25 protein-coding genes and 2 pseudogenes are annotated in these 23,601 nt (G+C 36.6%); 20 read left to right on the forward strand and 7 right to left on the reverse strand.

From position 1 onward, the window contains the following. Positions 1–12 precede the first annotated feature (12 nt). From ACOZIR_RS20715 to ACOZIR_RS20725, 3 genes are all read right to left on the reverse strand, one after another. A complete protein-coding gene (locus tag ACOZIR_RS20715) occupies positions 13–204 on the reverse strand; it encodes a hypothetical protein (protein WP_421535794.1) in 192 nt (63 codons plus the stop codon). Between the two features lie 127 nt (positions 205–331). Next, on the reverse strand, positions 332–868 hold the full coding sequence (locus ACOZIR_RS20720) for a PIN domain-containing protein (RefSeq protein WP_045290273.1): 537 nt from the start codon (positions 866–868) through the stop codon (positions 332–334). 7 nt (positions 869–875) lie between these two features. Beyond that, positions 876–1,232: a hypothetical protein gene (locus tag ACOZIR_RS20725; RefSeq protein WP_310878751.1), complete on the reverse strand. Its 357-nt coding sequence runs from the start codon at positions 1,230–1,232 to the stop codon at positions 876–878. A 216-nt stretch (positions 1,233–1,448) separates the two neighbouring features. Between ACOZIR_RS20725 and ACOZIR_RS20730 the strand changes: the two are divergent. Both ACOZIR_RS20730 and ACOZIR_RS20735 read left to right on the forward strand, forming a co-directional pair. Beyond that, a pseudogene (locus tag ACOZIR_RS20730) lies at positions 1,449–1,559 on the forward strand (acetyltransferase); the annotation flags it as partial. A gap of 246 nt (positions 1,560–1,805) precedes the next feature. After that, on the forward strand, positions 1,806–2,783 hold the full coding sequence (locus tag ACOZIR_RS20735; RefSeq protein WP_013057008.1) for a ring-cleaving dioxygenase: 978 nt from the start codon (positions 1,806–1,808) through the stop codon (positions 2,781–2,783). 98 nt (positions 2,784–2,881) lie between these two features. Here the strand turns inward: ACOZIR_RS20735 and ACOZIR_RS20740 are convergent, their stop codons facing one another. Next, complete coding sequence (locus ACOZIR_RS20740; protein WP_013083117.1) at positions 2,882–3,388, reverse strand: PCYCGC motif-containing (lipo)protein; 507 nt, start codon at positions 3,386–3,388, stop codon at positions 2,882–2,884. A 234-nt stretch (positions 3,389–3,622) separates the two neighbouring features. Between ACOZIR_RS20740 and ACOZIR_RS20745 the strand changes: the two genes are divergently transcribed. The 4 genes from ACOZIR_RS20745 (at position 3,623) to ACOZIR_RS20760 (ending at position 6,888) form a co-directional block, all read left to right on the forward strand. Beyond that, the gene (locus ACOZIR_RS20745; protein ID WP_045290268.1) at positions 3,623–4,477 is read left to right on the forward strand and encodes an STAS domain-containing protein; all 855 of its coding nucleotides are present in this window, start codon (positions 3,623–3,625) and stop codon (positions 4,475–4,477) included. A 321-nt stretch (positions 4,478–4,798) separates the two neighbouring features. After that, on the forward strand, positions 4,799–4,996 hold the full coding sequence (locus ACOZIR_RS20750) for a DUF3311 domain-containing protein (RefSeq protein ID WP_045290266.1): 198 nt from the start codon (positions 4,799–4,801) through the stop codon (positions 4,994–4,996). Further along, the gene (locus ACOZIR_RS20755; RefSeq protein ID WP_045290264.1) at positions 4,996–6,489 is read left to right on the forward strand and encodes a sodium:solute symporter family protein; all 1,494 of its coding nucleotides are present in this window, start codon (positions 4,996–4,998) and stop codon (positions 6,487–6,489) included. Before ACOZIR_RS20750 ends, ACOZIR_RS20755 begins: the two co-directional genes overlap by 1 nt. A gap of 231 nt (positions 6,490–6,720) precedes the next feature. Continuing rightward, positions 6,721–6,888 carry a Fur-regulated basic protein FbpA gene (locus tag ACOZIR_RS20760; RefSeq protein WP_328121272.1) on the forward strand — a complete coding sequence of 56 codons (168 nt, stop codon included), beginning with the start codon at positions 6,721–6,723 and terminating at the stop codon, positions 6,886–6,888. A 239-nt stretch (positions 6,889–7,127) separates the two neighbouring features. Here the strand turns inward: ACOZIR_RS20760 and ACOZIR_RS20765 are convergent, their stop codons facing one another. Then, complete coding sequence (locus tag ACOZIR_RS20765) at positions 7,128–7,721, reverse strand: exonuclease domain-containing protein (protein ID WP_013057015.1); 594 nt, start codon at positions 7,719–7,721, stop codon at positions 7,128–7,130. Positions 7,722–7,954: 233 nt separating this feature from the next. Between ACOZIR_RS20765 and ACOZIR_RS20770 the strand changes: the two genes are divergently transcribed. The 14 genes and pseudogenes from ACOZIR_RS20770 to ACOZIR_RS20835 all read left to right on the forward strand — a co-directional run bounded on the left by ACOZIR_RS20770 (position 7,955) and on the right by ACOZIR_RS20835 (position 22,301). Then, positions 7,955–8,251, forward strand: coding sequence for a hypothetical protein (locus ACOZIR_RS20770; RefSeq protein ID WP_045295646.1), 297 nt, complete (start codon positions 7,955–7,957; stop codon positions 8,249–8,251). A gap of 379 nt (positions 8,252–8,630) precedes the next feature. After that, positions 8,631–10,982: an immune inhibitor A domain-containing protein gene (locus tag ACOZIR_RS20775; RefSeq protein ID WP_310878754.1), complete on the forward strand. Its 2,352-nt coding sequence runs from the start codon at positions 8,631–8,633 to the stop codon at positions 10,980–10,982. A gap of 221 nt (positions 10,983–11,203) precedes the next feature. Beyond that, positions 11,204–12,583, forward strand: coding sequence for a class II fumarate hydratase (gene fumC / locus ACOZIR_RS20780; protein ID WP_328121271.1), 1,380 nt, complete (start codon positions 11,204–11,206; stop codon positions 12,581–12,583). Positions 12,584–12,758: 175 nt separating this feature from the next. Continuing rightward, on the forward strand, positions 12,759–12,977 hold the full coding sequence (locus ACOZIR_RS20785) for a hypothetical protein (protein ID WP_310878755.1): 219 nt from the start codon (positions 12,759–12,761) through the stop codon (positions 12,975–12,977). 46 nt (positions 12,978–13,023) lie between these two features. Further along, the gene (locus tag ACOZIR_RS20790; RefSeq protein ID WP_328121270.1) at positions 13,024–13,920 is read left to right on the forward strand and encodes a GH25 family lysozyme; all 897 of its coding nucleotides are present in this window, start codon (positions 13,024–13,026) and stop codon (positions 13,918–13,920) included. Positions 13,921–13,981: 61 nt separating this feature from the next. Next, a complete protein-coding gene (locus ACOZIR_RS20795; protein WP_014460133.1) occupies positions 13,982–14,248 on the forward strand; it encodes a hypothetical protein in 267 nt (88 codons plus the stop codon). 134 nt (positions 14,249–14,382) lie between these two features. Beyond that, complete coding sequence (locus ACOZIR_RS20800; RefSeq protein ID WP_328121268.1) at positions 14,383–16,470, forward strand: PAS domain S-box protein; 2,088 nt, start codon at positions 14,383–14,385, stop codon at positions 16,468–16,470. Between the two features lie 89 nt (positions 16,471–16,559). Next, positions 16,560–16,772, forward strand: coding sequence for a hypothetical protein (locus ACOZIR_RS20805; protein ID WP_045295337.1), 213 nt, complete (start codon positions 16,560–16,562; stop codon positions 16,770–16,772). A 419-nt stretch (positions 16,773–17,191) separates the two neighbouring features. Next, a complete protein-coding gene (locus ACOZIR_RS20810; RefSeq protein WP_016764087.1) occupies positions 17,192–17,323 on the forward strand; it encodes a YjcZ family sporulation protein in 132 nt (43 codons plus the stop codon). Positions 17,324–17,928: 605 nt separating this feature from the next. Continuing rightward, positions 17,929–19,527: pseudogene (locus ACOZIR_RS20815) on the forward strand (M4 family metallopeptidase); the annotation flags it as partial. A gap of 303 nt (positions 19,528–19,830) precedes the next feature. Then, positions 19,831–20,571, forward strand: a complete 741-nt coding sequence (locus ACOZIR_RS20820) for a metallophosphoesterase family protein (RefSeq protein ID WP_421535795.1) — start codon at positions 19,831–19,833, stop codon at positions 20,569–20,571. Positions 20,572–20,847: 276 nt separating this feature from the next. Further along, entirely contained in the window at positions 20,848–21,516 is a 669-nt protein-coding gene (gene fsa, locus ACOZIR_RS20825; protein ID WP_013057026.1) for a fructose-6-phosphate aldolase, read from the forward strand. Positions 21,517–21,680: 164 nt separating this feature from the next. After that, positions 21,681–21,899, forward strand: coding sequence for a spore germination protein (locus ACOZIR_RS20830; protein WP_025752385.1), 219 nt, complete (start codon positions 21,681–21,683; stop codon positions 21,897–21,899). A 114-nt stretch (positions 21,900–22,013) separates the two neighbouring features. Further along, entirely contained in the window at positions 22,014–22,301 is a 288-nt protein-coding gene (locus ACOZIR_RS20835) for a 3-isopropylmalate dehydratase (protein ID WP_114895276.1), read from the forward strand. 30 nt (positions 22,302–22,331) lie between these two features. Here the strand turns inward: ACOZIR_RS20835 and ACOZIR_RS20840 are convergent, their stop codons facing one another. Both ACOZIR_RS20840 and sspL read right to left on the reverse strand, forming a co-directional pair. Beyond that, positions 22,332–23,003: an NAD(P)H-dependent oxidoreductase gene (locus ACOZIR_RS20840; RefSeq protein WP_421535796.1), complete on the reverse strand. Its 672-nt coding sequence runs from the start codon at positions 23,001–23,003 to the stop codon at positions 22,332–22,334. A 299-nt stretch (positions 23,004–23,302) separates the two neighbouring features. Further along, complete coding sequence (gene sspL, locus ACOZIR_RS20845) at positions 23,303–23,443, reverse strand: small, acid-soluble spore protein L (RefSeq protein ID WP_013057030.1); 141 nt, start codon at positions 23,441–23,443, stop codon at positions 23,303–23,305. Positions 23,444–23,601 lie beyond the last annotated feature (158 nt).

The following is a 23,601-nucleotide window of genomic DNA, read 5'->3' on the forward strand; positions in this document are numbered from 1 at the left end:
GCTCTTCTTTTTTTATCTCCAATACACTGGGTGTGGGTAAAACGGACGAGGACGAGGATAAGGGTAAGGATAAAATGGACGAGGGCGAGGATATGGATAATAACCATAAGGGAATCTTTCGTCAGCTTCATGGGGATTCGAATAATAATCATAGCCATATTGATACTCTTCTAAAGGTTGTTCTGGGTAATATTGATAATTCACTCTTTTCACCGCCTAAGTTTTTATGCTTTTTACTGTATTCATTATAGAAAGAATTGGAGTATGTACCCATCAAATTTCCCTTTTGAAAATTTGACAGGAGATAAGGAGTGTTTTAACAAAAAAGAAATTAGTTGTCCTTTTTATTTTTTTGTAAGGTATCTGATGCATGAGGCAAAGTAGGCAGTTCGAAGCTTTTAATAAAGGAAGCGTAAGCAATCGTGTCTTTAATAGGATTTACATAAGATAATGGTTGGCCTCGGTAGCTGAAATTAAATGTAATCCAAGCAAAATCTTTATTGTTGTTGGAAATCAGTTTTGCATTATGTATAAAAGCAGATGCGGCAATCATCGCATCTGGGCCTTTAATTTTTTTATTGGATTCTATTTTAGCTTTTCTGCGAATTTGAGCTGCTAGCTGTGCAATTTCACTTGTAACGTCTACAATTTTATCTGTCATATCGTAAATATAATGATTTTTTACTGCTTTGACTTGAGGGTTTGTTTCTACTTCCCAATGCGACAGAAGTTCCATTTCTACAACGGTAGGCATTAAAAATTCTGCATTATTTGAAATAAGTTCATTAATATACTCCACAACTTCTGGATAATTAAGCGCATGTGAAGCCCAAATGTTTGTATCAATAATTACTTTTTCATCCAACACAAATCGTTCACTCCTCTCTACTAGCCATTCGTACGAGCTCTTCTAACCCAAAAGGTGAGTAAAGAGCCGCAGATTCTGAAAGCTGATTGCTTAATAGAAGCTTTTCATATTTAGTTAATCTAGTTTTTGCAGATTTTATGAGCTTTTCTTGTGTGCCGTTTACCACTTGATCTTTTTTATCATACGTGCGTAGAACTTTATTTTGAGGTTTATATTTAAGGTTTTTTTTATTCACAGGGGGTGAGGAAGGTGATTGCGGCAAGGGTTGTGTGTAAATTTTTCCATTTATTTTTATTTTGAAGTGCTTTTGAACTTCCTTGCTGTACGTTCCTTTTTGGTCATCTACCAAGCGCTGTGCTTTCATGATATCCCTGCCTTTTATATAAATTTATATAGTATATGTGATGAAGTTTTTTCTTACTATTCCTTTTATATAAAAAGATTAAAAAAGTTAGCTGCCGGGAGTTATTGAATTAATTGATGTTTGCCTGGTGGGTGATGATCTCAGCGAATACCGGACAAAGGGTTAAAAACATGATAGCGTGTGAGAGAAATGAATCAGTATAGGTTAAAGAAGGAAATAGGCAACAATACGGTAATTGCTTCAGGTGCCGTTGTGACAAAAGATGTTCCTGATAACGTGATAGTCGGAGGCAATCCTGCAGTTACAATTAAACGTATTGAAGATTAAAGAATAAACAAAGAGCTTTTGAATTGTAAAAACTCTTTGTTTATACGATGCTTTATTGCTGATTTGGTCCGTCTTCATTTATGAGATTTTGATAAAATGTAAAAACCTACATATTTCCTTCCGAGATCATCCATACTTTATTGACAAAGGAAAATTAATCATGGTATATTATCTTTAATTAAAGATATTTAAATTAAAGATAAATAATAAATGATAAACTAGACGATTTATCCGGAGGAATGTAGAATGAACCACTTAAAAGGAATACACCACGTAACGGCTATTACAAGCAGTGCAGAAAAGAATTATGAATTTTTCACCTATGTGTTAGGTATGCGCTTAGTTAAAAAAACGGTCAATCAAGATGATATTCAAACGTATCATTTGTTTTTTGCAGATGATAAAGGAAGCGCCGGAACGGACATGACTTTTTTTGATTTTCCAGGCATTCCAAAAGGTTTTCACGGAACAAATGAAATTTCAAAAACATCTTTCCGCGTTCCAAATGATGAGGCTTTAGACTATTGGGTAAAGCGCTTTGATCGCTTAGAAGTAAAGCATACGGGAATTCAAGAGCTATTTGGGAAAAAGACGCTTTCGTTTGTTGATTTTGATGATCAGCAGTATCAGTTAATTTCCGATGAAGGAAATCAAGGAGTTGAATCAGGCACTCCTTGGCAAAAAGGCCCTGTACCTCTTCAATACGCTATTACGGGACTCGGTCCTATCTTTATTCGTATTGCCGAGTTTAATTACTTTAAAGAAATGATGGAAAAAGTCCTTTTATTTAAAGAGATTGCTCAAGAAGGAGATCTCCACCTATTTGAAGTAGGAGAAGGAGGAAACGGTGCGCAAGTAGTAGTCGAACACAATGAAAAACTTCCGCAGGCTCAGCAAGGTTTTGGAACTGTTCATCACGTTGCTTTTCGCGTGGAAAATCGACAGGCTCTTGAAGAATGGATTAACCGAATGCCAAGCTTCGGTTTCCATACGTCTGGTTATGTGAATCGTCACTTCTTTGAATCGTTGTATGCAAGAGTGGCTCCGCAAATTTTATTTGAATTTGCGACAGATGGACCAGGATTTATGGGAGATGAACCTTACGAAACGCTCGGAGAAAAATTATCACTGCCTCCATTTTTGGAGCCAAAACGTGCAGAAATTGAGAAGCTCGTGCGTCCGATTGATACAGTAAGAAGTACAAAAGAGTTTGTGAAAGAATAGTACACAAAAAACACTCAAATAGTTATTTGAGTGTTTTTTGATGTTTTCTGCTTTTACATATATCTGTCGCGAATGTTTACGTAAAAAATGTCAATGTTTTACAAGGAAGGAGTAGGAGTCGGTTGTGCATAGCCTTCTTTGTATTTTTCATCAATGTCTTTGCGAATATCTTTTATTGATTTGCCTCGGTTATAGTCGAGCATAGCTTTAGCTGCAATTTCTATACACAATCCGCATTTTGTTCCATGATCATCCCAGACAACTGCTCCATTTCTTTTGTTTTTAAAAATAAAGCAGTCATAGCTATTTTTGTGATTCGCTTCCATGCCACATCCGCAGTAGCAAGGGATTTTTTCAAGTAGTTCACGATTTTTAGCAACGGACAGATAAACTAGTTTCATGTCTTTAGGCTGGTTCTTCAAAAACTGTGGTAAAACATCTGCTCCTGGAGTCTCTTCGCGAATATCAGCAACTGCAGCTTTATGATGTTCATGACCTGAATGTGCAGAAGAATTTGTAGCAGAAGAAGTTGTTGTATTGTTTGAGCAAGCGGATAATCCAATACTTGTAGCGAGAATTCCCAACAAAATAATTGATTTTTTCAATACAATTAACATCCTTTCATGTAAAAATAAATGATAGTTGCATCATACACGGCAGTTTATCTATGTAGATAATCAAATACTTGCTTGTTTATATCTAATTCTCTATAAGTATGCAGAGCGGTTATCGTGTATGATAGAGGTGGGCGAGGAAAAAATATGAAGCATGAATTTAACATAAGGTGCGTTTTGTAAGTAATTGGACAGAAGGAGAAAGTGAACGGAGGTTAAACAGTAGTGAGTGAACAAAATCAACGTCTTTTTGAATATATTTTAGAGAATTCAGCCTCTATCAGTGAAGAATGGCTGCGCCAAAGAAGTAATATTAAAGGATCAATTTACTCAAAGGACGCAGATGCTTCAGTTGAGAAAAAGCTGCGCGAGCAGCATCTTTATACGATCGAAACAATTGCGAGCGGCTTTCTTGAAGATCAAGAGATTTTCAAACAACGTATGATGAAATGGACGACGGAAGTAGTAAACAGCAGAATTAAATTTGATACGCCGATTTACGAGGTAGTAGAAGCACTAAGCAAAACAAGAAAAATTATTTGGACGTATGTCAAAGCATATAGCCTGATACATTCATCTATTACAAAAGAAGATATACTGTCTTGGAGTGAAGTTTATCACACAACATTTGATAAACTCATTAATGAATTTTCCGAACAGTATTATAAAATCACAAGGCAAAAAATAAGTCTTCAGCAAGAGCTAATCGACGAAACGAGTTTTCCTGTTATTCCAATTGTAGACCACATCGCGGTCTTGCCTTTGGTAGGGCTTATTGATGAAATCAAAGGTGATTCTATTATCGAGGTTGTTCCAAAAAGATGTGCAGAAAAACATATAAGGCACCTAGTCATTGACTTATCAGGTGTAAATTATGTAGATACGTATGTCGCTCACAAATTTTTTGATTTGATTAACATTTTGCAGCTGTTAGGCATCCATGCGATTATGTCAGGATTGAGCCCTGACATGGCTCAGACGGCTGTTAATGTAGGAATTAGTTTTAATAAAATTGAAACGTTTGGACATTTAAAACAAGCTCTCTCTTCGCTTGGTGTAAAGAAAAAAGAGAAAGAATAAAGTATAGAAATGCTAGATCGAAACGGAACTGTTTGAGCCCTTTACTTTCAGTTCCGTTTTTTTGTTTGTCTATATTCTGTATATGAAAATATGAAATAATATTCTGCTGCATTCAAAAGTTTGTAATCATGTCTTACAAACTCCTTTTCACCTGGGGAGAAATGGAAGATACTAAGGAGCAAACAAACGGAGGTTTTCTATGCCAAACGTCTCGTTTAGCTCAAGAATGGAGGTGTAAAGAGAAGAATAAGAGAAGTACATAATGAAATAGTTAAAGTCCTAGATAAGTACCGATAAGCCGTGTGATTAAGGAGGAGTTCTATGAAAATAATTTATCTTCTTTGCCTGCTTCCGTTTGTAGGAATATTAGGTTTATTGCCACTTGTTAACAAAGTGACGCCGTTTATTTTAGGAATGCCTTTTTTTCTTTTTTGGATTGTTATGTGGGTAATCCTTACGTCTTTTATTATGGGCATTGTGTACAAGCTCGATCCTGCTGTTAAAGGAGGAGATAAATAATGAATACCGCTCTGATTATTATTTTTGGTTTTTTACTTTTAGCTATTTATCTTGGAATTCGAGCTACGCGGGGCAAAAAAATGGATTTAGAACAGTGGAGCGTAGGCGGCAGAGGTTTTGGAACTATTTTTGTCTTCTTTTTGATGGCGGGTGAAATCTATACTACTTTTACGTTTCTAGGAGGAAGCGCTTGGGCATATGGAAAAGGAGGGCCAGCATTTTATATTTTAGCCTATATTTCTTTAGCGTACGTGTTAGGGTATTGGATTGGTCCGCAAATATGGCGATATGCGAAGCAACATAAGCTCATGTCTCAGCCCGATTTTTTTGTTTCAAAATACAACAGCCCGTTTCTAGGCATCGTTGTTTCTTGCGCAGGGGTGCTGGCAATTGTTCCTTATATTATTTTACAATTTAAAGGCTTAGGTATTATTGTATCTGAAGCTTCTTATGGCTCTATCTCTTCAACCGCATCCATTTGGATTGGCGCCATATCATTAACGGTTTACTTAATGATATCAGGCATACACGGTTCTGCGTGGACGGCTATTGTCAAAGACATTATGATTTTTATTGTCGTATTATTTTTAGGAATATATATGCCGTTTCATTACTACGGAGGCTTACAGCCAATGTTTGAGGCTGTGCATCAAGCAAATCCAACGTTTCTCACTCTTCCCAAGACAGGGCTGAGTATTTCGTGGTTTATTTCTACAGTCATGCTCACCGTATTAGGATTTTACATGTGGCCGCATACGTTTAATGCAACATATTCAGCTGAAAACGAGAATGTATTTCGAAAGAATTCTATTATAAGTCCTATTTATACGTTAATGCTGCTTTTTGTCTTTTTTGTAGGGTTTACTGCTCTTATGCAGGTACCTGGACTACAAGGTGCAGAAGCGGACTTGTCACTGCTTCGTCTTTCCATTCAAACATTTGATCCGTGGATTGTCGGCTTTATTGGCGCGGCTGGTTTATTAACAGCACTTGTGCCTGGATCGATGCTTTTGATGGCAGCTTCTACGTCACTATCTAAAAACGTTTATGCCGTTCTTGTTCCCTCAGCGACGGGCAAACAAATTTCGATGCTGGCTAAATGCTTCATACCGGTTATTGCACTTGTTTCAGTTTATTTTACGCTTTATGGAGGAAATACGATTGTAACGCTTTTACTGATGGGCTATAGCATTGTGACGCAGCTGTTTCCTGCTTTCATTTTTAGTTTAATGAAAAACAATATCGTGACTAAATACGGGGCGTGTGCAGGTATTGTTGCCGGCATTGCGTCTGTGATGTATATCACGATTACTGAAACAACGCTTGGCACATTGTTTCCTGCGTTGCCACAAATCATTAAAGATACAAATGTCGGCGTTATTTCTTTATTTGTTAATTTAGTTGTATTAATGGTGGTCAGTTTAGCAACGAAAAAAATTGCAGCACAGCCGCATTTTGAAAGCGGGGCAGTAGATGGAAAACAAATTTTGTGAAAATCTTTTTCCAATTGCGTTTTAAGAACATCATGACGGGTATAAAAATAGTGCATCACCAAAATATTCAATATGGCTGCAAGACATACAAAGAGCAGCCTTCTCGATAAAATGTAACGATTGCGTTGTTTTTAAACATAGGTAACGAGTGTGAAAAGCAGCAAGACGTATGCCACAAGCGGTGTACGTCTTTTCTATGAAAGATATTCACCTAAAAAAGGAGATGATAACATGACATCTGAAAAAGCATTTGAGCAAAAGAAAGATCTTTTAATGAATCAAATTATTGAATCGGGTTACTTTAAAGCAGAAGACGGGAGACATTTGTACGAATTGAATTTAAGTGAACTAGAACAAACGCATCACAATCTTCAAAGCCAAAAGGTAAGAGAAGTATAATTAAAATCTCCCAGATTATTAGAAATTCAGCTGATTTCGTATATGTGTGCAAACACCAGCTGTTCAGTTTGTTCCTCCGCGGCTTTTTTGTTTGAAAGCAGGCACTTTTCTTTTTCTTCCGGTGCGTTTACAACCTCGCTATTTCCAAGCGTATTCCTCAAACTTATAACTCAACACTTAAGAAATAAGCGAATAAAAAACAACAAAAAAAGCGCAGAAGCTGCGCTTTTTTTGTTGAGTTAAAAACGAGTGGAAGCCGCTGTTTTTTTAGGTTTGCTCATTGCTTTTTTTAGTACTTCAGAAAAATAAGGCTCTCCGCTAGGATTTTGCTGTCTTAGCAAGTCAATGGTTCCTTTCACGTCATCCATAGCTCTGTGAGCGTGCTCTCTCTCAATATTATGATGGTCAAGAAGCGTTGTTAGTTTTTTATTAGGAAAGCCGTACTCTTTCCATTTGACAGCACGCATAGAGCAGTGCCATTTTTGGTTAAATAAAGATGGATACCGTTTTAAAAGAAAACTGCGATCGAAAGAAGCATTATGAGCGATGATAGCCGAAACGCTAGTTAACAGCGATTCCACTTTTTTATCGTCTAATGTTTTATTTTTGACCATTTCATTTGTAATTCCCGTTAAGTTTGTAATGTAAGGGAAAATGGGAGTTGAAGGCATATTAAATTCTTCATACTCTTCTACAATGTCGATTATTTCTCCGGTAGAAGAATCATAAGAAACAACAGCAATTGCCAGTTCGATAATATCGCATGTTTGAGCACTTAATCCCGTTGTTTCAACATCTAAAACGGCTGCTAATTTCACTTGTTCAGTTGACAACTCGTCGCCCTCCCTTTCTATTTATTATTCTATTAGCTTATCATTTTTTAACAGAAAACGTTAGTAAAAAAGATGAGCAAGCACGTACACGGGTTTATTTTATACGCCCACGTGGAAAAGGAATTTACTTTTTTAAAGGAAATGACAATAGCAAAGGAGAATAGTAATATTTACTCATCTAAATTAAGTCTTCATTGAAAATAAGGAAATGAAGGAAGAAGGGGATCGTTATCATGCAATTGCTGTATATGGTACTTTTTCTTGTCTTAATTTTTTGGGGAATTACATCTTTTATTCATTACAGGAATCAAACTATTAAAGTTCGTTTGAACAAACATTATACGAATGCAGTAGAATGGATTGAAGCTGTGAAACAAGAGCTAGAAAAGCAAGGGAAATCCGTGAGTTATGAAGGGGATTTCTTGTTTAAAATTGATGAAAAGCCTTATGAAATCGCAGCGCGTAATATGTCTATTTGGAGCACGTCGCTCTATCATATCTTGCTGCAGCGTCAAAAAGAACATTCTTAAATTTACTTGCATACAGAGATTATCACTTCTCCTCTATCGAGAAGTGATTTTTTTCTTTCTGTATCCATAATAGGGAATTTTTTGTTTTTATATAATAGTAATACGAAAAAGGTGGTTCTAATTTCCTAAAAAAATACGTTTCATATAGTTTTAGTTTTGGTTATCGATTTAGCATGGAATTTGTATATGTAAGAAGGGTTTATCAGACATTTTAATTGTCAGGCAAAGAAAACTAGTTACATACTATAAAACTATTTTACATTATCTGCTAGAATCGAAAAATTTTAATAATATAGTAAAATGTAGTTGACCTTCCTAGTTTTAGAATATAAAATAAATCTTGCTAATAGTTTGAAAATTCTAAAATGGAGGGGTTTACTTGAAAAGCTGGAAAAAGATTTTGGGGACATCTTTTCTTGCCACAACTGTTACATTAAGCGGAGTGGGGCCAGTACTTATGAATGGAAGTACTGCTTCAGCTAAAACCGCACAATCGGAGGAACTTCCAAGTTCACCAATTGATATGAATACAGTGCCGGAAGAGAGATTGGCTAACGCACTGAAAAACCAAGGAGTTATTTCTCAAAGTGCAACACCGCAAGAAGTGAAGAAAGCCGTTACTTCTTACATAAACAAAAAAGATGCACATAAAGAGAGCATGAAGGGACATAAAGCTAGCAAAATTGATTTGAAAGCGAAAGAAATGCAAACAAAACAAAAAGAAAAGTTTCAACGAGGCGAATTTGCTAATATTAAGTCTCAAGGAAACAATTCGGGGAACGGGGTAAACGTTAAACCTGCAGCTCAGGCAAAATATAACGGACAAGTGAGAAAAGATAAAGTTCTTGTTCTTTTAGTCGAATACGCAGACTTTAAGCACAACAATGTCATTCAAGAACCTGGTTACATGTATGCAAAAGATTTTAATCGAAATCACTATCAGCAATTAATGTTTGGAAAGAAAGACTTTACGCTATTCAACGGAAAGAAAATTAAAACGTTTAAACAATATTATGAAGAACAGTCTGGAGGTAGTTACACAGTAGATGGAACGGTTTCTGACTGGTTAACCGTACCTGGAAACGCAAAAGAATACGGAGCAGACAATCCAGCGGGAGGAAACGATAATGCACCTGGATCTAAAGGACCTCGTAATCTTGTAAAAGAAGCGCTTGCAGCAGCAGCAAAAAGCGGCATTGACCTTTCAGATTATGATCAGTTCGATCAATATGATATCGATGGAGATGGCAACCGCAATGAGCCTGACGGCATAGTGGACCACTTAATGGTCATTCATGCTGGAACTGGGCAAGAAGCAGGTGGAGGTAAACTAGGAAACGATGCTATCTGGTCTCACCGCTCTACTTTGGGACAAGTGTATAAAGTTCCTGGAACAAACATGGCTGCTTATGATTATACAATCGAACCAGAAGACGGAGCTGTTGGGGTTTTTGCTCATGAATTTGGTCATGATTTAGGTTTGCCGGATGAGTATGATACACAGTATACGGGTCAAGGTGAGCCGGTAGGCGTTTGGTCAATTATGAGCGGAGGGAGCTGGGCTGGTGAAGTAGCTGGAACAGAACCGACAAGTTTCTCCCCGCAAAATAAAGAGTTTTTCCAAGCAAATATGGGTGGAAACTGGGCAAATATTCAACAAATCGACAGCAAAAACATTACAAAATCGGGCTCTGTGAGTGTGGTCGATCAAAGCGTGACAAAGTCCAAACGACCGGGTATCGTAAAGATTAATTTACCTAAAAAAGCTGTTCAAGGAATTAAGCCTGAGTTTGGAAGTAATTATTACTACAGTAAACGCGGAGACGATCTTCATACGACGATGACGACGCCAGAGTTTGATTTAACAACGGCTAAAACAGCGAGATTCAATTATAAAGCGTTCTATGAAGTAGAGGCAGAATATGATTATTTATATGTAAATGCGATTCTTCCTGACGGTTCAAAAGTTCTGTTAGATACAATTGGTGATAAAGCGAATAATGCAGACGGTTCTGCTGAAACTTCCGGTGGAAAATGGGAAGATAAAAGTTACGATTTAACGAAGGTTCTAGGGAAAAAAATCAAGCTTCAATTTGAATACGTCACGGACGGTGGACTTGCTCTTCAAGGCTTTGCTCTTGATAATGCTAGTTTAGTAGTAGATGGAAAAACGGTATTTACGGACGATGCTGAAGGAACTCCAAAAGTAACGTTAGATGGATTTGAAAAGACAAACGGCATCAGCTATAAAGATAACTATTATTACCTTGAGTGGAGAAACTATGCAGGCAGTGATAAAGCACTTCAATTCGCGCGCGGTGCAAAATATAATACAGGCATGCTGCTTTGGTACGCAGATGAAAGCTATCTTGATAACTGGGTAGGACAACATCCGGGTGAAGGATTCCTTGGTGTAGTTGATTCACATGCTCATAAAGTTCTTTACTTTAATGTGAATGGTATTAGCACTACAGCAAATTCAAGCCGATATCAAATTGCAGACGCGGCGTTCTCATTTGATAAATCACCTGCTTGGTCATATTCTCATAAGACGTGGGGAACGATTTCATCTAAAGAATCAAATGGCGTTACAAGCTTTAACGATAAAAAATCGTATTTAGATGAAAGAATTAAAGATGCAGGCCGCTTACTTCCTCAAAACGGATTAAAATTAGACGTAATTGGTGAAGCAAAAGACAATTCAGCTGGTGCTGTATGGATTCACAAGTAAAATTGGACGTATTAAAAAGATCTGAAGAATTAATTCTTCGGATCTTTTTTTGTATCATAAAATTAAAATAAACTATGAGCTAAATGATCAAAGGCGCTCAGCCCGTTTAAAAAATAGAAAAAAGGGAATTTTCAACAGTGAATAATTGTTATTATGTCATGAAATTCATCCATATAATCAATACTAATAGGTAAAGAAAATATTGAAAAGGAGTTCTAACTATGAGCTATCGTATCGAAAGAGATTCAATTGGAGAAATCAAAGTTGCAGAAGATAAACTATGGGGAGCGCAAACGCAAAGAAGTAAAGAAAACTTTCCAATAGGGATTGAAAAAATGCCGATTGAAGTAATACGCGCTTTTGCGGTTTTGAAGAAAAGTGCGGCCATTAGCAATCATAAACTAGGCAAATTATCAGCAGGGAAATCGGAAGCCATCGTGCAAGCTGCTAACGAAATTATTGAAGGAAAATGGAATGGACATTTCCCTTTAGTCGTATGGCAGACAGGAAGCGGAACGCAATCAAACATGAATGTAAATGAAGTGATTTCCCACCGAGGAAACCAGCTAATAAACGGCGACGAAACGCTCCATCCAAATGATGATGTCAATATGTCACAAAGCTCTAACGATACTTTTCCTACGGCTCTTCATATTGCAGCTGTACTAGAAGTCGAAGATCGATTATTGCCTGCTCTAAAAACATTAAAAGAAACGTTTGCTACAAAGCAAGAGCAGTTTAAAGATATTATTAAAATAGGAAGAACCCACTTACAAGATGCTACACCGCTAACACTAGGACAAGAAATTAGCGGATGGCATCATATGCTCGAAAAGAATGAAGAAATGATTAAACAAAGCGTAGAGTATATGAAGGAGCTAGCTATTGGCGGTACAGCTGTTGGGACGGGGATAAATGCACATCCTGACTTCGGCGATGAAGTAGCGAAAGAAATCAGCAGCACACTTGGAAAAACATTTATCTCAGCACCTAATAAATTTCATGCATTAACAAGTCACGACCAAGTGGTTTATGCCCACGGTGCACTCAAAGCCTTAGCAGCTGACTTAATGAAGATCGCCAATGACGTACGCTGGCTGGCAAGCGGTCCTCGGAGCGGATTAGGTGAAATTACGATTCCTGCTAACGAACCTGGAAGTTCTATTATGCCTGGAAAAGTAAATCCAACTCAAAGTGAAGCTCTAACAATGGTTTCTGCACAAGTGTTAGGAAATGACGTGACGATTGGCATTGCGGCTAGCCAAGGAAACTTTGAATTAAATGTATTTAAGCCGGTTATTATTTATAATTTTTTACAATCAGTCAGATTGCTGACAGATTCTATGCAGGCTTTTAACGATAAATGCGCAGTAGGAATTGAACCCAACAAAGAAAAGATTCAGCATAATCTAGAAAATTCTCTTATGCTTGTAACAGCATTAAATCCGCACATAGGTTATGAAAATGCGGCTAAAATCGCCAAGCTGGCTCATCAAGAAGGTACGACATTAAAAGAAGCAGCGGTCAAAACAGGCCTTCTGACTGAAGAACAATTTGAGCAATGGGTAAATCCTGCTAACATGATTCATCCATCAAAATGAAAAAAGAAGCCAAGCAGCTTAGAATGCTTGGCTTCTTTTTTAATAAAATAAACATTGTTCTAAATAAACATATAAAAAGAAAATGCGGATTAAAAGAAATTTTACCCTACTCTTATGTACTAGATTCAAGTACATAAAAGTAGGGTATTTACATGTTTATAAAGGAGGGATTCAAGTGACGTACGAAGTAAAGTTTTATTTTGGAAATGACAAATCAATCAGTACATTGGTTGAATCAGAAAATGTAAAAGAGCTTGAGGAATCTATTATTCATACGCAAGGATGGTATCGTTATTATGACAAAAAACACGAAGCTTATTTAGCTATTCAAATGAGCAACGTTTTACACATCGTTATAAAAGAATATCAGAATCCGGAAAAACAGGGGTTTTAAAGTATTCGTCGTATACATAAAGAAGCTAGCAAATGAGGTGAAAACTATGCAAAGGCGACATTCAAATAATCCTATTATTCTCGACGTTTCTCATCATCAAGGAATCATTAATTGGAAAGAAATAAAAAACACCTCAGTAAAAGGGGTGTATATAAAATTAACAGAAGGCGGAACTTTTGTAGACCCCAAATGCTATGAAAATTATATAGGTGCTAAAAATGCGGGCTTGAGAGTAGGATTTTATCATTATGCTCACTGTACAAATAGTCCGGAAAAAGAAGCTGCTTTTTTTATTACTCAGCTTGGGCAAATGAAACTAGACCTTCCCCCATGTTTGGATCTAGAAGAAGATAAGAAAAAGTCCAAAGAGTTTGTTTCTCGCTTTGCCGTAAGCTGGCTCGAGCATGTTCACCAAAAAACAGGGATTAAGCCTATCGTATATACGAACTATCATTTTGCTAAAACTTTTTTCACAAACGAAATAGGTAAGTATCCTTTGTGGGTAGCAAGATATAGCGCAAACAATAGACAAGGCGGTATGCAACACCCTGGTGAGCTAAGTCAATGGCAGCGATGGGCAATGTTTCAGTATACGGATTCTGGAAGAGTAAAAGGTATTTCTACAAATGTGGATATAAACGAAATGGACTACTCATTTTTTAAAGAAGTTACGACGAATCTCTCTGTGACGAATAATGCAAAAGGACCCTTCGTGTATTCTAAAGGTGATAAAGGGTTAGGAGTCAAACAAATTCAGCAAAATTTACTTTCACTAGGTTTTTCTCTTCCAAAGTTTGGAGCAGACGGTTTTTACGGAGATGAATTAATCGCTGCAGTGGAAACATTCCAGAATCAATATGGCATTTTTTCGGATGGAATAGCAGGAGCAGACACGCTTCAGCGTCTTGTTAAAGAAGTGAATAATCTGAATAATCGGGTTTGAGAGAGTACCTGAGAGGGAAAAGTTATTGTAAGATTCAAAAAGGTATAAGGAAGGAGCTATTATGAGAAAACGAAAACAAAAAGCATTGATATCAGGTATTACGCTATCAACGGTAGGAGTTGGCATTACATCTTATATATTAAGTGATGCTGCGAAACGTCGAAAAGTAAAAGGGCTTGTTCGAAGTGCTAAAGTCAAACTTTCAAGTTTATCTAAAAAACAGCAGGTAAATGCTAGCCTAAATAAAGATGCTCATTCAGATCCTACGTACGTTTCTGAAAGTAATATGATTTCAGAAGGACCTATGTATCAAGATCAACATAGATAATAAAAAAACTAGTCTTGCCTCGGGTGAGACTAGTTTTTTTATTATTTTAGAAAGAGTTGCGTCTATTCATGTTACACTCTCTATATAAGGGAATTTTGAAATGACTATGTACAAGTAAAGGAGGAATAAAAGGCTTGATTAGTAGCGGATTATTTGTTAACTTATGTATTTTCTCATTTTTGGTCAGCATTATGATTGCCATACGGATATTTTTGCTGCAGCGTCTAGCCCACAAATATAAATTGGTTAGCGGTATTTATGCAAGTGTCGTTTCTGCTATTCTTATGATTTATAGCGTTACCTATCAAGAGGTTACATATGATTTGCGATTTCTGCCCCTTATTTTGACCGTTCTATATTTTGGTTATAGAGCCGGTGCAATTGCGGGTATTAGTATGGCTATGTGCAGTATCTATTTAGAAAGTCATTGGATACTGACTATTTTTATTTTAATGTTCACCTTTTTGCTTTCCCTTCCTCTTATCCGATATAGAAAGCAGCTTTCTGTATTAAAACAATCTTTTCTCTATTTCTTTATTCATTTTATCGTTCATGTCTTACTGACAAATTACTTCTGGAATACACCTATTCGGTCGCCGTTTTATAGCGAATTAGAATATTTCTTTTTTGGGATTCTTGGACTAGGTGTGGGCGTAGCCACGATAGAATTTTATCGTAAGTTTTACGCTGTAGCAGAAGAAGCTGCCTATGCTGCATCAGATGCATGTCAGGAGAGAGAAGATTCTATTTTTGTCAGAATAATGAAAAAAGAATTAGAGTATACAAAAGAACAGCTGGAGTCTTTTATTAATCATCACATGGATGCGGTGATCATAACTGATTTAGAAGGGCGGATCTTGCGAGTTAATGAAGCCTATGAAAAAGTATATGGTTGGAAAGCCCACGAAGTAGTTGGAAAAAAATATTACGAAATAGCAGGGGCTTTTAGTGAGGATGTACATGAGAATATAAAAAAGACGATTGCTGAAAAAGAGGCAATCAATCGAGTAGAAGTAGTAAGAGCTCGTAAAGATGGAAGTTTAGTAGACCTTCGCATCACTATTTCGCCAATTTTTAATGGCAAAGATGAGTTAATAGGTCTGTCTGGAGTTTGTGTGGATATATCTGAAGCTAAAAAAGCTAGAAAAGAGCTTGACTTGCTGCATCGTAAGCTTAAAGAAAGTGAGTTAAAGTACCGCACGTTATTTGAATATGCAAACGACGCAATTTATTTACTTGAAATAGGTTCAAATCATTTTCCTTCTCGTTTTATTGAAGTAAATGAAGCTGGCTGTAAGCGCTTTGGGTATACGAGAGAAGAGCTTTTATCCATGCCATGCAAAGATATTATACCTAGAGATTCTGACATTGTTCGAAAAACGGTTGAAGAAATTCGCCAAGGAAATCTTTCTTTCACGCTGCAATCACAGTTTACATTTAAGTCTGGAGAAGTAAAAAAACTAGAATATAGTGGGAAATTGTTCAATATAGAAAACAAAAAAGTTCTTCTTATTGTTTCGAGAGACAGGACAGAATACCTAGAAACAGAAGAGCTGCTGCAGAAATCTGAAAAATTAGCAGCGGTTGGTCAGCTTGCTACAGCTATTGCTCATGAAATTAGAAATCCTTTAACGGCCATCAAAGGCTTTATGCAGCTATTAACTGAAAAAGCGAGTAAGGAAGAGTTAACCTATATGAACATTATATCCTCTGAAATTGAGCGTATTGAAATGATTACAGATGAATTCATGTCAGTGGCAAAACCACAGGCCATAACATTTCAGTCGATTGATTTGCAGCTGTTAATTCAACAGGTGATTTTATTGCTGCAGCCTCAAGCAACCATGAAAAACATCTTTATTGAACTTAACCCATACGGAGAAATGCCTCTTGTATATTGTGAAAGCAATCAAATGAAACAGGTGTTTATAAATATTCTTAAGAATGCGATTGAAGCAATGCCTTCCGGAGGAGAAATTAAAGTTGAGCTGAGACAAAAAGATAGCAATCACCTTCATATTCAAATTATTGATGAAGGTGTAGGAATTTCAAAAGATCGCATCAAACATTTAGGTGAACCATTTTACAGTATTAAAGAAGACGGCATTGGATTAGGGTTAATGATATGCTTCAATATTATCCAGCAGCATAAAGGAACTCTTAGTATTGAAAGTGAAGTAAACAAAGGGACGAATGTGGAAATTTGTTTACCGGTAGAATAAAAGGTAATCAGTTAAAGGCAGAAGAAATTTTGCAACAAGTTGTTTAGTAAAGTTATAATATTCTATGTTGGAGTAAAATAAGCAAAGGAGTGGTTACGATTAAACAGAAAAAGTGGATTAACATATTTCGTATTCTGTATATTGTTTTTGCTATTATTGCGATTGGAGCATCTTTTGGAGACTATTCTTTCGGGCTTAATAATCCCCGCATAGTCAGTTTAACGGCTCTCGTTTTGGCGGTTATTTGTATTGTTCCGTATTACATACTTCGCTTTAAAGAACAAGCTTCTAAAAGTAAATAAGTTAATATTTGTTCTCTTAAAAGAGGCTGTGACAAAAGCAGTTTAGTTGAAGGAAGATCCGAACGATGAATCGTTCGGATTTTTTCGTTGGTAGGGTGAACGTAGGTTTCATTTATTAGTTACTTCCAGCTATTGATTAGATGGCAAGGTAAAGACTCCTGTGGAATAGGTGAGACCCCGCAGGGCAGAGACAAGAGGCTCACCTGCCGCCCGTAGAAAGCGAAGCTTTGCACGGAAATCAACAGCGTGTAACAAGCGATCTATATTAGCTCCTGTATCCAATTTGTTCGTTCTTAGAGTGGAGTGATTTTTATGTCTCAATCTCTTTTTTATCGTCATAAAAGGGCGATAAATGGGCGAGCATTTTTTCTAGCCTGTACATATGCTATAGAGTAAACAGGCTACGGAGGTGAAGTAAAATGGGATTTTACAACTGGGGTTACGGCGGTGGTTATGGTTACGGCGGCTACGGTAGTTACGGTGGCGGTTTTGCATTAATCGTTGTACTATTTGTTTTATTAGTTATCGTTGGTTGTACATGCTTGAAATAAACAGAAAAAGCACGGATTTACAAAGAGTTTAGTAGATTCGTGCTTTTTTATGTTCATAAGAAGTACAGTACTATAATAAAATAATGTTGTGAATGTACATAAAAAACATATAAAAAATTTAATTAATAGATTAAAAAAATAAAAAAATGAAGAGGAAGAGTAGATTTAAGCGGCAAAAATGGTCTGAAATTTATAATTTTCCTTATAAGTAATTTTTGTAAAACGCTTCATGGAACTGATAGCAAGACCGAATAACACTACCTAGCCCGCTAGTTTTTATCAGCTGACTAAAAGAATTATTTTATTTGTATGAAAATCAGCATAAATGATTTTCATATAGTTTAAATAGGTAAAAAAGACTTATTGCAGAGTTTTTATTTTTAATTTTCATAATAATAGGAATATTAAAATAATATATAGACGTAGTAATTTTTAGTTGCTATAATGTTGCTAATTATCACAATTAACAGAAAAATTGAGATAATTAAATTTACTAGGGATAGGGAGAAAAAACTATGAAAAAGAAAAAACAGGCTTTAAAGGTATTATTATCAGTTGGTATTCTTTCTTCATCATTTGCTTTTGCACATACGAGCAGCGCTGCGCCAAATAATGTACTTTCAACTGAAAAGTATAACAAAGAAATTAAATCTCCTGAGTTTATTTCCGGAAAGCTCTCAGGCCCGTCATCACAGAAGGCTCAAGACGTCGTATTTCACTATATGAATACAAATAAAGACAAATATAAATTAGGAAACGAAAATGCTCAAAACTCATTTAAAGTGACAGAAGTGGTGAAAGATCCTGTGGAACAAGCAACCGTGGTACGCTTGCAGCAAGTATATAATAATGTTCCTGTTTGGGGATCTACTCAATTAGCACACGTAGCGAAAGATGGAACCTTAAAAGTTGTATCAGGTACAGTAGCTCCTGATTTAGATAAAAAGGAAAAATTAAAAGGACAGAAGCAAGTTGACAGCAAAAAGGCGATTCAAGCAGCTGAAAAAGACTTAGGTTTTAAACCGACGTATGAAAAATCTCCTTCATCTGAACTGTATGTTTATCAAAATGGTTCAGATACCACATATGCTTATGTAGTAAATTTAAATTTCTTAAGCCCTGAACCAGGCAACTATTATTACTTTGTTGATGCTACTAACGGTAAAGTGCTAGATAAGTACAATACAATTGATTCCGTAGCTGGTCCAAAAGCTGACGTGAAGCAAGCGGCAAAACCGGCAGCGAAACCTGTAACAGGCACAAATGCTATCGGTTCAGGTAAAGGAGTGCTTGGAGATACTAAATCCTTAAAGACAACGTTATCTAGTTCTACTTACTACTTACAAGATAATACAAGAGGCGCTACAATCTATACGTACGATGCAAAAAATCGTACATCTCTTCCGGGTACGCTATGGGCAGATACCGATAATACGTACAATGCAACCCGCGATGCAGCTGCAGTAGATGCTCACTATTATGCAGGCGTGACATATGATTATTATAAAAGCAAATTTAACCGCAACTCCTATGACAATGCAGGAGCTCCGCTAAAATCGACTGTTCATTATAGCAGCGGCTACAACAATGCATTTTGGAATGGCTCTCAGATGGTATACGGAGATGGAGATGGAACTACTTTTGTTCCGCTATCAGGAGGATTAGATGTTATCGGACATGAATTGACGCATGCGGTCACAGAAAGAAGCTCTAATTTAATTTACCAATATGAATCAGGTGCATTAAACGAAGCGATTTCCGATATTTTCGGAACATTGGTAGAATACTATGACAACCGAAATCCAGATTGGGAAATTGGAGAAGATATTTATACGCCTGGAACAAGCGGCGATGCGCTTCGTTCAATGAGCAACCCAGCGAAATATGGAGATCCGGATCATTATTCAAAGCGCTATACAGGTTCTAGTGACAACGGCGGAGTTCATACAAACAGCGGTATTATCAACAAAGCTGCCTACTTGCTAGCTAACGGAGGAACGCATTACGGCGTTACTGTAACAGGAATCGGCGGAGATAAGCTAGGAAAAATTTATTACCGTGCCAATACGCTATACTTCACTCAGTCTACAACGTTCAGCCAAGCGCGCGCAGGTTTAGTACAAGCTGCTGCTGATCTATACGGTTCAGGCTCTCAAGAAGTAATTTCAGTAGGCAAGTCATTTGACGCAGTTGGTGTTCAGTAAGCTATAAAACATAAGTCGCAAGATAAATGAGGTATCTGGCGACTCTCTATACTACCTCACTACCAATAAAGGAGTACTCGTATAAATATATTACAGTACTCCTTTATTTTATGTTAATAAATAAGGTAGATTTCTTCTAGATCCATAAAAATCCACTTCTTATTCCTCCCTTTTATATCCATTCGAATTATCCCGTTGTTTGTTAAATGAAGAGGACCCGTTTTAGTAAACGGTCTTATTATAAAATGTTATAATAAAGAAAAGGCTTGAATACATACATATGAAAAAGGAGTGGAGGAATCGATGGACAAAATTGCTGTTATTTCAGATATCCACGGAAATCTCCCTGCATTAGAAGCAGTTTTAGCTGACATACAACAACGAGATATCCATCGCATCATTTGTCTAGGTGATTTAGTAGGAAAAGGACCGGATTCAAGTAAAGCGATTGATATCATAAAAGAAAAGTGCGAAGCAACAGTAATGGGTAACTGGGATGATTTCATTACAAAGCCTGCGGAAGTTGAAGCATTAAAATGGCATCAGAAGAAGTTAAGTTCCAACCAAGAAGCATACTTAAAGGAACTTCCTTTTTCTGTTGAGTTTATGATGAGCGGGAAATTAATTAGAATGTTTCACGCTTCCCCTAGAAGTCTTTATGACCGCATTCAACCTTGGGATTCACTTGAAAAGCGTCTTAGTCTATTTGCTAATACGGAATATACGGAAAATATAAAAGGATCAAGAGAGCCGGATGTCATCTGTTACGGAGATGTACATAATGCATTTATTCAACATATTAAAGTGAAAACGCTATGTAATGTAGGAAGTGTAGGAAACCCGCTTGATTTACCACAAGCTTCCTATCTTATCTTAGAAGGAAAGGCTCAAGGCGAAAGTCCTTCAGCATTTTCTATACAATTTGTGCGTATTCCATACGATATTGAAAAGGCAATCGAATTGGCGAGAGCTGTAGAGATGCCGGACTTTGAACCCTACGTTCAAGAATTAAAAACAGCTCGCTATAGAGGACTAAAAAAGTAAGAGTGGAATGTATCTTAACCTTCAGCATAAATGCTGGAGGTTTTTTAGTTGAGTATATGAGAGGTTTTTCAACATCATTAGTATGATACATGAAAATAGAAGTTATTCCGATGAGTTTAAAGGAGGGAAAACTTGGAGAAAAACATACAGCATTTGAAAGGAAATAAATTTTATTTTATGAAGACAATATGAAGAGGGCAATTCCATTTGAACATAAAGTCATGCAAAAATGCCCCTGAAAAGCTGCTTTTAACATAACGAGTGGAGGAGTACATGATGAAATTTTTTATTGATACAGCTAACCTGGAAGATATTAAAAAAGCATATAAAATTGGGGTATTATCAGGTGTTACCACAAACCCTTCGCTAGTAGCTAAAGAAGGTGTAAAGTTTGAAGATCGCATCGAAGAAATTTTAAAAACCGTCCCGGAAGTAGAATCCGTTTCAGCAGAAGTGACGCCCGACACAGTAACAGCAGATGACATGATTGCTCAAGCAGAAGAGCTTATCAAAATTAACGGAGGAGACAAAAATATAACAATTAAACTTCCTATGACCATTGCTGGATTGGAAGCAACCCGTTATCTAGCTAAAAAAGGCGTAAAAACAAACGTCACGTTGATTTTCACAGTGAATCAAGCGCTTCTAGCAGCCCGTGCCGGTGCCACATACGTATCGCCATTTTTAGGACGCTTAGATGATATTTCAGAAGACGGTGTTTATCTCGTATCTCGAATTGCCGAGCTATTTCGAATTCAACATATTGACTCACAAATTATAGCAGCGTCAGTCAGACACCCAGATCACGTCACACGAGTAGCTCTTGCTGGGGCTCATATTGCGACCATTCCGTATGCCGTAATTGAACAACTAGTAAAACACCCGTTAACAGAACAAGGAATAGAAAAATTCGCATCAGACTGGGAAAAAGCTGTAAAAAGTTAAATTCACTTAAGGAGAAGACATCATTTTAGTGTCTTCTCTGCTTAAAAGGTATACGAAGATTCTTTTTTTCTATTTTGCAGCAAACAACTTATCATTAATAGGCGAACATCCTATACATATACGCAGAGCTGACATACGTTAATAGAAACGAAAGAGGTGTTAAAATGGGCTGTATTATTAACATTGAAAATATCGTGACTAACGGGTTAAAAGACAATTCGAACGTAAGCGTAGGCTGTGTTGTACAGAATAGTCACACGGCAAATACAAAATCGGTAGGAGCTTGTTTTTCGTTTGGCAATGGCTCTCCTGCCATTGCCTCTATGACAAACAGTAATATCGACTTTTGCAAAGGTGAAGAAAATAAAGAGCAGCAGTCTTAAAAACAATTCCAGAAAGAGTATTTCTGGAATTGTTTTTTGGTAAGTGATAGAGTTTTGTTAATGAGATGTTTAATGGTTCGAAAGGAAAGTATTTGTGAGGAGGCGAACTGCGCTATGAGCATTATTTCTATAATTTCTTATACATGGATAGAAAGAAAGATGAAACGAACACAAAAAGTGACGATTCAGCATTCAAAAGACATGTGCTTATATACTGATAATATTCAAACAGAGAAGGATTGCTTTCACATTAACAGCGTATTTGACATCTCTTACAAGTGCGTTTCAAAAGAAAGCGGCTTTTTATACTTACATACAAATCAAGGAATGTTCGCTTATACCATACATACCGATCCTGCTGATTTTATAGCGGCATATAAAGATATAAAAAAGAAGGGGTAACATTGCTGTCAGCCCTTCTTTTTTTTGTTATTATTTTATCCACTGTACAACTTGATCCATACTTCTTCTTGTCTTGCCGCGCTTAGGTTCATGAATTCGGTAGCCGAACGCAACCATAACAGAAACATCAAACTTGCCGTCTTCTAGTAATCCTTCTTCTTTTAGAATTTCATGTACTTGGTCATAGTTAAATCCTTCAATTGGGCAAGAATCAATGCCAATTTGAGCAGCTGATGTCATCATATTAGCTAGTGCAATATAAGATTGTTTGCTGGCCCAATCAAATAGCGCTCGCTTGCTCTCGAACAGGTGAAAATCATTTTCTTGGAAATCTTTATAACGAGGCATTAACGTCTCTAATACATCATCCGGCATTTCTTTTACGTTTTTCTGAAGATTTAACACATATTCAGAGTCATATCTTGCGTCTGTGCGAGAAAGAATAATAACAAAATGACTTGCTGTAGGAATTTGGCCTTGTGCTCCCCAAGAAACAGCTTTTAATTTTTCTTTTAAATCTTTATTTTCAACGACTAAAAATTTCCACGGCTCGTAACCTACTGAGCTTGGAGATAGGCGCCCCGTGTCTAAAATGAATTGGAAATCTTCATCGGAAATTTTCTTCTTTGGATCAAACTCTTTTGTAGCGTGACGAAAGTTAAATGCGTCTAAAATTTCTTGCTTTTTATCTGTATTGTTCATGTGTAAACAACCTTTCTATAAAAATATTTAGTAATGAACTGTTTAGAGTATCCTATACCCTGTATAGCTTACAACTAACAGCTAGTTAACATACAATTTGCTATAAAATCCGTTTGCAGATTTATCATAAATCATATAATTCATCCTAACAAGTACGCACATTTTTGTTGTATAGTATACTTTTTTATACTATTGATATAACTTTATAAGAGGCAGAAAGAAGTAAACGACCTGTGGAGTGTATTTGGGAAAAGCAGTTAAGAGGGGGAAAAGGAGAAGAGTACTCTTCTCCTTTTTAATTAAATTTTTGTATTTGATTTTTTCGCTTTGTTTTCAAGTTCACTTTTCGGTTCTGTTGAAAATTCAACATCTTTTCCGTGTCCTTGAGGATTAACACCAGGAGCTACTTGACCTCGATTAGCAGATTTTTTTGTACCCATTTTCGTCACCTCCGTTTGGTTAGTATGTGCAAAAAGTGAAACAAAAATCAGGAAATAAAGTGTGAAAGTATAAGTGGGGTTTGAATACGACTATCTTGAAGGAATTTCATTACATAAACAAGATAGCCATTTAAGAGTCCATAAAAAAGCACCCCTAA

Source organism: Priestia sp. D3YE.R1, assembly GCF_049199565.1.
GTDB lineage: Bacteria > Bacillota > Bacilli > Bacillales > Bacillaceae_H > Priestia > Priestia aryabhattai.